This is a genomic window from Gordonia bronchialis DSM 43247, assembly GCF_000024785.1.
GTDB lineage: Bacteria > Actinomycetota > Actinomycetes > Mycobacteriales > Mycobacteriaceae > Gordonia > Gordonia bronchialis.
The window spans coordinates 2,666,540-2,678,293 of the sequence record NC_013441.1 but is presented as its reverse complement, the minus strand read 5'-3'; the positions used below and the strand labels follow the sequence as shown (position 1 = coordinate 2,678,293).

Below are 11,754 nucleotides of genomic sequence, written 5' to 3'. Positions count from 1 at the left end.
GACACGAAACTCACAAGCTGTTCCAACAGCGAGTGTACGGCGGGGTGGGAACCGGCGTCAGTGGATCGCCGATATCTGGCGCACCCGTGTATCTGATCGCGCGACGTCGGCGGGCAGGCGGGGCGCGAGCACACCCAGCACGGCCAACGCGACCAGCCCCCAGATCAGGAACGACGAACCGATGATGTGCTGGGTGAACGTCCAGTCCAGCTCAGCCTCGAACCGGCGGGGAACCCGTTGATGCGGCATCACCACGAAGATCACGAAACCCGACACCAGCAGCGCCGTCCAGGCGATCGGAGCCCGGGTTCGCACACTCCACACCGTCATCACCATCAGCAGCGGCGCTACCCACACCCAGTGCTGGTCCCAGGACAGCGGCGAACAGTAGAGCGCGGAGAATGCCACCGCCAGAAGGGCACCCACCTCGCTGCCGGCCTGGATCAACCGCCAGGCGACCCACGCGATGAACAAGCCGACGAGCAGGGCCAGAACCAGCCAGACGGCCGTCGAGTCGATCCCGAGACGGTGCAACTCGCCGTTGATCGACTGGTTGTTGGAGAAGATCGGGCTGCCGATGCGATCGGTGTCGAACAGCGAATCGGTCCAGTACTTGACGGAATCGGTGGGCGCCAACAGGAATCCGATGCCGTGCAGGGCCAGCGCCGCAGCGACGCTGACTATGGCCGCACGTCGGTCGCGCCGCAGGACGAAGAACAGCACGAAGACGAGCGGGGTCAGTTTCACGGCGATCGCCAGGCCGGTGAGCAGACCGCGCCACCACCGCCCGCGCCCCACCAGGGCATCGACCACGACTAGGGTCATCAACGCGATGTTCACCTGACCGAAGTTGAGGGTGTCGCGAACCGGACCCAGGCACAGTGCCAGCGCGGTGAACGGCAGCATCAACCACGCGATGTCGGTGGCCGGGCGGTCGATCACCCGTGCCAGCACCACGTACAGCGTGACCATCAGCAGCCCGATGGACCCGGCGGTGAGGATCGCCGACCCCGCCCATCCCGGCACGATGGTGAAGACGGTGAACAGCACGGCCGCGATCGGCGGATAGGTGAAGGGCAGATGCGTGCCCTCGGAGAGGGCCGGCAGGTTCTCGTAGAGCCGGTGGCCGTCGAGGAAGGCCTGGGCACCGGTGCGGTAGACGTCGAAGTCGATGCGGAACGGCCAGGGCGGCTGATTCGGGTAGACGAAGACGTAGAGTGCCGCTCCGGTGGCGACGATCACCAGCGCAACCCACCGCGCCACGGCGCTCCGCAGGTACATGTTCACCAAACCAGCAGCCACGACCGCCCTCTCTTCCGAGTCGGGATCGTATCGTGGCCGCCGGTACCCGGCCTCGTCAGGCGGGACTCAGTACGGCGGCGCCGACGTAGTCGGCGAGGTGGCGGCCGGTCAGGGTGGAGCGATCGGCGACGATCTGCGTCGGCGTTCCTTGGAAGACGACCTGTCCGCCGTCGTGGCCGGCACCCGGACCGAGGTCGATGATCCAATCGGCGTGTGCCATCACCGCCTGGTGGTGCTCGATGACGATCACCGACTTTCCGGAGTCGACGAGTCGGTCGAGAAGTCCGAGCAGTTGCTCGACGTCGGCGAGGTGCAGGCCCGTGGTGGGCTCGTCGAGCACGTAGATGTCGCCCTTCTCCCCCATCTGCGCGGCCAGCTTGAGGCGCTGGCGCTCGCCGCCGGACAGGGTGGTGAGCGGCTGACCGACCTTGAGGTAACCGAGGCCGACATCGCGTAGTCGTAGGAGGATCTTGTGTGCGGCGGGGATACGAGCTGCTCCGGCGGAGAAGAACTCCTCGGCGTCGGCGACCGACATCTCGAGGACCTCGCTGATGTCGCGGCCCCCGAGGGTGTAGTCGAGGACTTCGGCCAGGAAGCGTTTGCCCTCGCAGACCTCACAGACGGTGGCGACGCCGGCCATCATGGCCAGGTCGGAGTAGATGACACCGGCGCCGTTGCAGTTGGGGCGCGCCCCTTCCGAATTGGCGCTGAAGAGCGCAGGTTTGACCCCATTGGCCTTCGCGAAGGCCTTCCGGATGGGCTCGAGCAGGCCCGTGTAGGTGGCCGGGTTGCTGCGGCGCGATCCCTTGATCGGCGTCTGGTCGATCGACACCACTGAGTCGGTGCGGGTGACCGATCCCTCGATGAGCGAACTCTTGCCGGAACCGGCGACACCGGTGACGACCACCAGGATGCCGAGCGGGATGTCGACGTCGACGTCACGCAGATTGTGGGTGTCGGCACCGCGTATCGGCAGCGTGCCGGACGGTTCGCGGGTACTCTCCTTGAGCTGGGCGCGATCGTCGAGATGACGACCGGTGAGTGTCGCACTGGCACGCAGACCCGCCACCGATCCCTCGAAAACCACCTCGCCACCGTCGGATCCGGCTCGCGGCCCGAGGTCGACGACGTGATCTGCGATCGCGATCACCTCGGGCTTGTGTTCGACCACGAGCACCGTATTGCCCTTGTCGCGGAGCGCGAGGAGAAGCTCGTTCATCCGGGCGATGTCGTGTGGATGCAATCCGATCGACGGCTCGTCGAAGACGTAGGTGACGTCGGTGAGCGACGACCCGAGATGGCGGATCAGCTTGGTGCGCTGCGCTTCTCCCCCGGACAAGGTGCCCGCGGGCCGGTCCAGCGACAGATACCCGAGTCCGATGTCGACGAAGGAGTCCAGGGTGTCGCGCAGGGTCGCGAGCAGGGGTGCCGCGGACGGCTCGTCGAGTCCGCGCACCCATCCGGCGAGATCACTGATCTGCATCGCACACACATCGGCGATGCTCTTGCCGTCGATCCTCGACGAGCGTGCCTGTGCCGAGAGCCGGGTGCCGTCGCAATCGGGGCAGGTGGCGAAGGTGATGGCACGGTCGACGAAGGCACGGATGTGCGGTTGCATCGCGTCGCGGTCCTTGGACAGCATCGACTTCTGGATGCGCGGGATCAGGCCCTCGTAGGTGACGTTGATGCCCTCGACCTTGATCTTGGTGGGTTCCTTGTAGAGCAGGTCGCTGAGTTGGTTCTTGGTGTACTTGGCGATCGGCTTGTCCGGGTCGAAGTATCCGCAGCCGCGGAAGATCCGGCCGTACCACCCGTCCATGGAGTAGCCGGGGATGGTCAGTGCGCCCTCGTTGAGCGACTTGGAGGCGTCGTAGAGCGCGGTCAGATCGAAATCGGAGACGGCCCCGCGTCCCTCGCACCGCGGGCACATGCCGCCGGTGATGCTGAACTCGCGGCGCTCCTTCACCTTCTGCCCGCCTCGTTCGACGGTGACCGCACCGGCTCCGCTGATCGAGGCGACGTTGAACGAGAATGCCTGCGGGGAGCCGATATGGGGATCGCCGAGACGGCTGAAGAGGATTCGGAGCAGCGCGTTCGCGTCGGTGGCGGTGCCCACGGTAGACCGCACATTGGCGCCCATCCGTTCTTGGTCGACGATGATTGCCGTGGTCAGCCCCCCGAGGACGTCGACGTCGGGCCGCGACAGGGTCGGCATGAAGCCCTGTACGAACGCGCTGTAGGTCTCGTTGATCATGCGCTGGGATTCGGCGGCGATGGTCGCGAAAACCAGCGAGCTCTTCCCGGACCCGGACACCCCGGTGAACACGGTCAGCCGTCGCTTGGGCAGTTCGACGTCGATGTTGCGGAGGTTGTTCTCGCGGGCGCCGTGCACGCGGATGCGGTCGTGGGTGTCGGCGACGTGGACTGTTCGGTCTGCGGAGTCGGATGTCGGGGGACGCGACTTCGGGGGCATGTGGCGGGTTCCTTGTCGGGTGTGGTGACGTGGACGGGTCAGGGACGCTGCTGGATGCGGATGAGGTTGCCCGCCGGATCGCGAAAGGCGCAGTCCCGCACGCCATAATCCTGGTCGGTCGGCTCCTGGACGACTTCGGCGTCGGCGCCGGCGACACGCTCGAAGGCGGCGTCGACGTCGGCGGAGGCCAGGAGCAGACTGCCGTAGGTGCCCTTGGCCATCATCTCCCCGATGACGCGCTGCTCCTCGTCGGTGAGTCCGGGGGTCGCGGTCGGCGGATACAGCACGATCGAGGTGTCCGGCTGCCCGGGCGGCCCGACGGTGATCCACCGTAAGTCGTTGTAGCCGACGTCCATTCGCACCTCGAATCCGAGGGTGTCACGGTAGAACGCGATCGCCGCGTCGGGATCGTTCTGCGGAAGGAAGCTGGAATGAATGGTGATGTCCATGCGGCCAACGTTATCGACCGGTCGACGTGGGTGCTTCTCGATTCCTGATCGGTCTGGTGACCTGTTTGGCAACGCAGGCCGGCATACCCGCAATGCCGTCTCGGGGATCAGATGCGCGGCTGTGCTCGCGCCGGTAGGCGCTGGGCGGCATGCCGACGAGCTCGGTGAACCGGGTGCTGAACGTTCCGAGCGAGGAGCAACCCACCGCGAAGCAGATCTCGGTGACGCTCAACTCCGCTCGCCGCAGCAGGACCATCGCCCGCTCGATCCGTCGGGTCATGAGATACGAGTAGGGCGATTCGCCATAGGCCTGCCGGAACAGCCGGCTGAGATGGCCCCCGGACATGTGCACGCCGCGCGCGAGGGCCTCGACGTCAAGTGGCTCGGCGAAGTGCGAGTCGATCCGGTCCCGGACTGACCGCATCGCCGCCAGGTCACGCAGACGCTGCTCGGCGGCGGTCGGCACCTCGCGACGGGTCACCCCTCGATGGTCCCACACACCGCGGCCGAAACGTCGCGGCGCAGTTCGTCGAGGCGGTCGCGCGCGGCGGCATGCGGGACAACGTCTCCTGTGCAGGGCGCCACCACCTCGAGATAGCACTTGAGTTTGGGTTCGGTGCCCGAGGGCCGGATGATCACCCGGTCGTCGGCGTCGGTGAGCAGTATCAAGCCGTCGGTCGGGGGTAGCGTCGCGCTGCCGTGCGCCAGGTCGGTCGTCTCCACCACTCGCGCACCGGTCAGGCGCCCGATGCCGGTGACCCGCAGCCGGTCCATCGTCGCGGCGATATCCGCGGGATCGGACATCCGGAAGCTCAGCGGTGCGGTCGCGTGCAGGCCGTGACGCCGGGCGAGGTCGTCGAGCAGATCGTCGAGCGTGCGTCCGAGTTCCTTCGCACGCTCCACGAGGGTCACCACCCGGATCATCGTCCCGATGCCGTCCTTGTCGCGCACGGCGCTCGGGTCGGTGCAGTAGCCGATGGCCTCCTCGTACCCGAAACGCAGATCGGGCACGCGGGCGATCCACTTGAACCCAGTGAGCGTGACCACCGACCGCAGTCCATGGTGGGCGGCGATCCGGCCGAGCAGCCGGCTCGAGACGATCGAACAGGCCAGGGTGTCGCCGAGGCGAGTGGGATCGGTCGCGGCCTGCTCGCCGAGCAGGGCGCCGAGCTCGTCACCGGTCAATTGTCGCCAGCTACCGTCGCGCCGTGGCACGGCGACCGCACACCGGTCGGCATCGGGGTCCAGCGCGATCAGCACGTCGGCCGCCACCTGCGTCGCCACCGCCACGGCCGCGTCGAGTGCGCCGGGTTCCTCGGGATTGGGGAATCCGACGGTCGGGAAGTCGGGGTCGGGTTCGAACTGGGTGGGCACCACGTGGACGTCGGGCACGCCGGCGCGCCGGAGAACCCGGATCGCCGTGTGTCCGCCGACACCGTGCATCGGTGTCAGGACGACCCGAATGCTCGCGGGTGCGGTCGCCGTCCGCAACGCCGCGGCCCGTTCGACATAGGAGTCGGCCACCGCGCCGGACTCGGTGGGTACGGTTCCGGCGGGGGTAACAGGGATGTCGGTGGCCGGTGCTGCCCGCCGGATGTGTGCGGCGATCCGCGCATCGGCGGGCGGAACGATCTGCACCCCGCGGCCGGCGGCATCGGTCGCGCGCCCACCGAGGTACACCTTGTAGCCGTTGTCGCCGGGCGGATTGTGCGACGCGGTGATCATGATCCCGGCGTCGCAGCGCAATGCGCGCGTCGCGTAGGCGGTCACCGGGGTCGGGAGCCGACGCGGGAGGGCGACGACGTCGAGTCCGGCGCCGTCGAAGACACCGACGGCCGCGTCGTAGAAGGCATCCGAGCCATGTCGGGCATCGCAGCCCACGACCACGCGCGCGTCGTCGCCGACCATCTCCCGTAGGAATGCGGCCACCCCCGCCGACGCCCGGGTGACCACGGCGATGTTCATGCGCGACTCACCGGCTCCGACTGCGCCGCGCAGGCCCGCGGTGCCGAACTCCAGCGGACCGGAGAACCTCGAGGACAGATCGTCGAGCGCGCCTTCGGCGCCGTGCCGGGCGGCGTCGATGAGTGCGGTCAGTTCCGCGCGCGTGCTCAGGTCCGGATCATGTCGGCACCAGACCTGCGCGCGCTCGACGACGTCGTCCACTCGACCACCTTCTCTGCACAATTGCTCCCGGGCGCCATGCGCACTCGCCGCGCCGACCGTACCAATCGCCCACCGAAACATCAGTGAACACCTGTACACTCAGCGACATGGTCGGACAACCCACCACGCGACGCGACGAGGTGCGTGAGCTAGGTCGGCTCGGACTCACCGAACTGGCCCGGGCCACCCGTGGGATCGCCGCCGTGCACAGATCGGTGTCCGGGACCGTCTTCGGCGGCCTCGCCCGGACGCCGCTGCGTCCCTGGACCGAACCGTCACACACCACCCACGAAACGATCAGCGAGGGCATCTACGACGCGCTGGCCTCCGGTCTCGACAACGCTGCCCGGGTCGCCGAGAGCGTACTCGACGCACCCGGCCGCGCCCCGTCGTCGACATCGCGGGGTGCGCAGGCGATCGGCGTGCTCAACGGCCTGATCGGCGACGAGCTGGAAGCCACGGGTTCGGTGCTCGCCGGCCGGATGGGCATTCGGGTGGAGGGCGACGACGTGCCCGTCACCAGCGCCGGACTCGCCACGGCCTTCCCCGATGCCACCGGTCACGTCGTGGTCTTCCTGCACGGATTGATGGAGACCGAATACGCCTGGCGTCGCAAGGATCGCGCCACCTATGGCCGGCGGTTGCAGAGCGACATCGGAGCGACACCGGTACTTCTGCGCTACAACACCGGCCGCCACATCAGCGACAACGGTCGGGAACTGTCCGCACTGCTGACGCGGGTCGTGCTGTTGTGGCCGACGCCGGTCACCTCGCTGACCCTGATCGGCCACTCGATGGGGGGTCTCGTGATCCGCAGCGCCTGCTACGCGGCCGAGGAGAACGGCGCGCCCTGGCTCTCGAAACTGCGCCACACGGTGAGCCTGGGGACGCCGCACCTCGGGGCGCCCCTGGCGCGCGGTGTGCACATGTCGACGGCGGCGTTGCGGTTCACCCCGGTGACCCGGCCGTTCGGCGAGTTCCTTCGCCGGCGCAGTGTCGGTGTCCGGGATCTGTTCCACGGCAACCTGATCGACGACGACTGGCGGTGGGCCGAGCCGGATGTCCTGCGGCAGAAGCCGAGTGCGGCCATCCCGCTGGTCGAGGGTGTCCGCCACCTCTATGCCACGGCCTCGGTCACCCGGGATCCGCGGCATCCGCTGGGCCGCATCGTCGGCGACGGTTTGGTGCTCACGCCGAGCGGTCGCGGTGAGGGGCGGGCCCGCCGGGTCGGGTTCCGCGTCGACGACGGGTTGCACCTCGGCGGTGCGCACCACTTCACGCTGCTCAACAGCGAGGTGATCTACCGCTGGCTGTGTGAACACCTCAGGCCGCGGCCGCAGTTGCCGGTGGGACGCAGCGCCTGACATTCTCGGGTGGTGGAACAGGTCGACACCCTGGTCATCGGCGCGGGCGTCGTCGGGCTGGCCCTTGCACGCCTGCTCGCCCGATCGGACCGCGAGGTGGTGGTGCTCGAGGAGCAGGACGCCGTCGGCACCGCGACCAGTTCACGCAACTCCGGGGTCATTCATGCCGGGATCTACTACCCGGCGGGCAGCCGCAAGGCCCGTCTGTGCGTCCGCGGACGCGAGTTGCTCTACGCGTACTGCGCCGATCGTGGCGTTGGTCACCGGCGGATCGGAAAGCTCATCGTCGCGGTCACGGCGGCACAGATCGATCAGCTCGAATCCGTCCGGCGCCGCGGTATCGCCAACGGTGTCCATGATCTCCGCCGGCTCGACGAGCGTGCCCTGGGTGAGTACGAACCCGAAGTCTGTGGGGTGGCCGCGATCCTGTCGCCGTCCACCGGCATCGTCGACACCACAGGACTGATGCATGCACTGCACCGCGACGTGCTGGACGCGGGCGGGGTAGTCGCGTTACGGACCGCTCTTGCGAGCGCCGAGGCCGTCTCGGCAGGGTTCGTCGTCGAACTGTCCGACGGCACCCGCCTGCGCTGCCGCGAACTGATCAACTGCGCCGGTCTCGGGGCATGGTCGGTGGCCCGGTCGGTGTCGGGCCACGACGCGAGAACACCCGGTCGTCATCTGGCCAAGGGCAACTACTTCACCGTCGCGTCGGGGCGTGTTCCCTTCTCGCGGTTGGTGTATCCGCTCCCCGTCGATGGTGGCCTCGGGATGCACTACACCGTCGACCTCGACGGCCGCGGACGATTCGGACCCGACGTCGAATGGGTCGATCGGGTGGACTACCGCGTCGACGAGACCCGAGCGGCCGCCTTCGAGGCCGAGATCGGGCAGTACTGGCCCGCACTCCCCCGCCGATCCCTCGTCCCGGACTATGCCGGTATCCGGCCCAAGATCAGTGGACCGGGTGAAGCGGCGGCCGACTTCGTCATCGACGGTCCGGCGGCGCACGGCATCCCCGGCCTCGTCCATCTGTTCGGCATCGAGTCGCCGGGGCTCACGTCCTGCCTCGCGATCGCCGAGGAGGTCGAGCGCGAGTTGCGCGGCACCGATCGCTGAGCGCTCAGCCGGCCAGCGTGATCCGGACGGTCACCTGTCCCTTCTCGTCCCGACCGCTGACCGCGTGGCCGGTGCGTTCGCGGCCGTCGAGGGTGAGTGCGACCGGCGCGCCCGCACCGGTGAAGTTTCGCCACCAGGTCTTCCGATCGGCCATGGCGACCCCGACCGTCACCTCGTCGCCGGAGCGCCGATAGGCCACCGGGACGCGGACGGACTTTCCCGACTTGCGTCCGGTGTAGGTGAGAACGGTGATCGAGCGGGCAGCCAGGTCACGGATGACGGGCAGACGCAGAATCGGCAGGGTGATGGCGTTGTTGACGCGGGCGATGTGCTGAAACAGGGTCACGCCCGGATCCAATCACGGGTGCGGGCAGGTGGCGCCGGTTGCACTCGGCTTGATGTAGGCGGCGCCCTTGGCCTCGCGACGTTTCATCGCCTGGATCGCGGCATGCTGACGGCGCGCGTGGTAGGCCAGCGGAAAGTACGTCAGGCGTTCCGGGAGCACCTTGTAGGACCCCCGCAGCACGGTGTGCATCCGCTCGAGCTGCTTGCGTTCCCGGTTACTCCAGGTCAGACCCAGGATCTCCCGCACGCGCGGGTCCATCACGCCGACGGTGGTGAGGTAGTTGAACTTCTGCAGGGGTACGGCGGCCTTGGCGGCGGCCGCCTTGACGGCCGGGCGGATGGCCTTGGGCACCTCGCGGGGAACCGGCGGGGCGGCCTGCATCTGTTCGATCAGTTCGACGGCAACCGGGTGGCGGGTCAGTTTGTTCTCGATGAAATCGTCGAAGTACTCGTCGAACTCCTCGATGGTCTCCGGATAGCCGCGCATGGGAACCTGCACGATCTTGGCGATGCGACGGTTGTCGACGAGGAGCTCACGCTGTTCGTCGCGGTCGAACTCGCGACCCACGAGCAGCGGCGCTGCCGACAGCAGGGTGGGGAACGCGGTCGCGATCACCCACTGGTAGGCCTCCGGGTTCAGCGCGCTGATGTGTTTGCCCGCCGCGTTGCGCATCTGTAGCGGCTGGTGGAGCTTGCGCAGCCGGTGTCCCTCGGCGATCGCTTCCTGGCCGCCGTAGATCCACCGCATCACCGAATCGGTCGAGCGGATGGCCCGCCCCATCGGGTCGGTGCGGAAGACCGAGTACTTGTCCACCACATCGCCGATGACCGGGTGCATCACCTGCATCACGAAGGCTGCACCGTTGACGGGCAGGAAGGTGAGGTGGCCGGCGAGTTCGGCGGTGAGCGAGTCGGCCGGTACCAGTTCGATTTCGTCGTCGCGGTTGTTGATGAGCCGGTCGCCACCGGCGAGCTGCTCGTTCACGTCGTCGGGCGACCCGCTTGCCGTCGCCTTCTCCTGGATCACGGTCATGGTGCCCCCTCCGGGGATAATCGGACAACGAATGTAGTCAGATTATCTCACGGCGGGACGAATGAGAACAGATTCTCGTTTTCGACGTGTCGGCGGCCGCCGCGAACGGCCGACGGATCAGACGTCGGGCCCGATGATGACGGTGCGAGTCGCGAGGTCGGGCCCATTTCGCACCGTGGCGATGCGGGTCCCGGGTTTGCGTCCGGCGCGGATCGGCGTGACCGAGAGGCCGGCGTCGAGGAGTCGGGTGCGGGTCCGTTCGAGGTCGGGGCTGTGCCAGGCGATACCCCACAACTCCACCGGTGCGGCGTCGGCGGGGCGCGGAGCCCCCGCGACGACCTCGAAGATGATCTCGCCGCCGCGGAAGAACATCTGGTGGACGTCGGTTGCGGGCTCGCCCGACTCGGGCGTCTCGGGCCCAGGCGCACCGACGTCGGGGATTCGGCGGTCGAGCCGAAAATCCAGGCCGAGGGTGGCCCCGAAGAGGGCCACCGCCTGATCACGGTCATTGCACATGAAGACGAGATGGTCGATGCCGGTGATGTCGGTGTCCGACGACCCGAACGACTCCGCAGGCCTGCGCGCGGCGCAGATACCCAGCGGCACCGACGATGCGGTCCGCACGTCGTCGCCGGTGAGCCCGGGCGGTGCGGCCTCGGTCGGCCCAGCGACCGGCAACCCGCGCCGACCCAGCAGGCGAGCGGCCCCGTTGACGTCGTCGACCTCGAAGAGCACACGATGGGCCGGGCCCGGACCCGCCACGATGTGCGCGTTGGGACGCTCGAGGCGTCGCGCATCGGCCGACAACAGGGCCGCGTAGGCGGCGCGGAGTGGGGCCTCTGGAGCACTCAGTTCCACCCGGACCCCGGTGACAGCCAACGGATTCACCGTTTCTTCTTCCCTTTCCGGCGAACGCGCCCGGACCGGGCGGTGGCCGACGAGCCCGGCTCGTCGAATCCGGGCCGTGGCGCCGAGCTCGTGATATGCCATGCGCCGCAAGCGCATCGATAGCTTCGCAGCTGCGGGGCGCGGGGGCGGTGCAGACGGGAGTACGCGATCGCGTCGAGAGCGGCGGCGTGGGTGCCGAAGGCGCTTTTGTCCGGTGTCGGGCACGGCTGGGCCGGCTCGAGGCGGGAGCCGGTTCGTCGACGTGGCCGTCCCGTGGCGGTGCGTCCCTCGATCTCGCGGTAGAACTCGGCGAGTTCGTCGTCGGAGAACGGGGTCACGCTGCCGAGATTACTCGTCCGAGGTGACTCAGCGCGCCATCCACAGGCGTCGCCGGATGACTTCACGCATGCGGCGAAGTTCGGCTCTGCTCAACGCTTCTGGCGGGTCCGTGTCGACGAGCCGATCGACTTCGGAGAAGAAGTCACGATCGGACAGACCGAACTGTTCGATGATCTGACGCGACGACCCGCCACCGAGGGAGTACCAGCTGGTCTCGAATTGCAGCATCTCCTGCTGCTTGCTGTTGATTGCCACGCGATGCCACCACCAAGTTGT

General features: G+C 68.1%; 12 protein-coding genes. 2 read left to right on the top strand and 10 right to left on the bottom strand.

The annotated features are described in order from the left end of the window. Nucleotides 1-57: 57 nt before the first annotated feature. The 5 genes from GBRO_RS12440 to GBRO_RS12420 form a co-directional block, all read right to left on the bottom strand. On the bottom strand, nucleotides 58-1,281 hold the full coding sequence (locus GBRO_RS12440) for a glycosyltransferase 87 family protein (RefSeq protein WP_041920474.1): 1,224 nt from the start codon (nucleotides 1,279-1,281) through the stop codon (nucleotides 58-60). 76 nt (nucleotides 1,282-1,357) lie between these two features. Further along, nucleotides 1,358-3,775: an ATP-binding cassette domain-containing protein gene (locus tag GBRO_RS12435; RefSeq protein ID WP_012834297.1), complete on the bottom strand. Its 2,418-nt coding sequence runs from the start codon at nucleotides 3,773-3,775 to the stop codon at nucleotides 1,358-1,360. Between the two features lie 38 nt (nucleotides 3,776-3,813). Next, nucleotides 3,814-4,224, bottom strand: coding sequence for a VOC family protein (locus tag GBRO_RS12430; protein WP_012834296.1), 411 nt, complete (start codon nucleotides 4,222-4,224; stop codon nucleotides 3,814-3,816). A gap of 10 nt (nucleotides 4,225-4,234) precedes the next feature. Beyond that, nucleotides 4,235-4,648, bottom strand: a complete 414-nt coding sequence (locus GBRO_RS12425; protein WP_052298402.1) for a helix-turn-helix transcriptional regulator — start codon at nucleotides 4,646-4,648, stop codon at nucleotides 4,235-4,237. Nucleotides 4,649-4,701: 53 nt separating this feature from the next. Then, nucleotides 4,702-6,390, bottom strand: coding sequence for a phospho-sugar mutase (locus GBRO_RS12420; protein ID WP_012834294.1), 1,689 nt, complete (start codon nucleotides 6,388-6,390; stop codon nucleotides 4,702-4,704). Between the two features lie 107 nt (nucleotides 6,391-6,497). On the opposite strand from GBRO_RS12420, the gene GBRO_RS12415 reads away from it, so the two are divergent. Beyond that, a complete protein-coding gene (locus GBRO_RS12415; RefSeq protein WP_012834293.1) occupies nucleotides 6,498-7,754 on the top strand; it encodes an esterase/lipase family protein in 1,257 nt (418 codons plus the stop codon). A gap of 9 nt (nucleotides 7,755-7,763) precedes the next feature. Beyond that, entirely contained in the window at nucleotides 7,764-8,873 is a 1,110-nt protein-coding gene (locus GBRO_RS12410; protein WP_012834292.1) for an NAD(P)/FAD-dependent oxidoreductase, read from the top strand. 4 nt (nucleotides 8,874-8,877) lie between these two features. Here GBRO_RS12410 and GBRO_RS12405 read toward each other — a convergent pair whose 3' ends face one another. The 5 genes from GBRO_RS12405 to GBRO_RS12385 form a co-directional block, all read right to left on the bottom strand. Next, a complete protein-coding gene (locus tag GBRO_RS12405; RefSeq protein WP_012834291.1) occupies nucleotides 8,878-9,219 on the bottom strand; it encodes a nitroreductase/quinone reductase family protein in 342 nt (113 codons plus the stop codon). Nucleotides 9,220-9,231: 12 nt separating this feature from the next. Next, the gene (locus GBRO_RS12400) at nucleotides 9,232-10,251 is read right to left on the bottom strand and encodes an oxygenase MpaB family protein (protein ID WP_012834290.1); all 1,020 of its coding nucleotides are present in this window, start codon (nucleotides 10,249-10,251) and stop codon (nucleotides 9,232-9,234) included. Between the two features lie 117 nt (nucleotides 10,252-10,368). Then, nucleotides 10,369-11,139 (bottom strand): VOC family protein, encoded by a 771-nt coding sequence (locus GBRO_RS12395; protein ID WP_012834289.1) that lies wholly within the window; start codon nucleotides 11,137-11,139, stop codon nucleotides 10,369-10,371. Next, nucleotides 11,136-11,477: a hypothetical protein gene (locus GBRO_RS12390; protein WP_012834288.1), complete on the bottom strand. Its 342-nt coding sequence runs from the start codon at nucleotides 11,475-11,477 to the stop codon at nucleotides 11,136-11,138. The genes GBRO_RS12395 and GBRO_RS12390 overlap by 4 nt, the downstream gene beginning before the upstream one ends. A 28-nt stretch (nucleotides 11,478-11,505) precedes the next feature. Continuing rightward, nucleotides 11,506-11,727: a DUF3263 domain-containing protein gene (locus GBRO_RS12385; RefSeq protein WP_041920470.1), complete on the bottom strand. Its 222-nt coding sequence runs from the start codon at nucleotides 11,725-11,727 to the stop codon at nucleotides 11,506-11,508. Nucleotides 11,728-11,754: the final 27 nt, after the last annotated feature.

Coding starts and splice junctions, on each gene's coding strand:
- GBRO_RS12425 (WP_052298402.1), bottom strand. CDS start 4,648: ATGCGGTCAGTCCGGGACCGGATCGACTCGCACTTCGCCGAGCCACTT.
- GBRO_RS12430 (WP_012834296.1), bottom strand. CDS start 4,224: ATGGACATCACCATTCATTCCAGCTTCCTTCCGCAGAACGATCCCGAC.
- GBRO_RS12435 (WP_012834297.1), bottom strand. CDS start 3,775: ATGCCCCCGAAGTCGCGTCCCCCGACATCCGACTCCGCAGACCGAACA.
- GBRO_RS12415 (WP_012834293.1), top strand. CDS start 6,498: ATGGTCGGACAACCCACCACGCGACGCGACGAGGTGCGTGAGCTAGGT.
- GBRO_RS12400 (WP_012834290.1), bottom strand. CDS start 10,251: ATGACCGTGATCCAGGAGAAGGCGACGGCAAGCGGGTCGCCCGACGAC.
- GBRO_RS12440 (WP_041920474.1), bottom strand. CDS start 1,281: ATGTACCTGCGGAGCGCCGTGGCGCGGTGGGTTGCGCTGGTGATCGTC.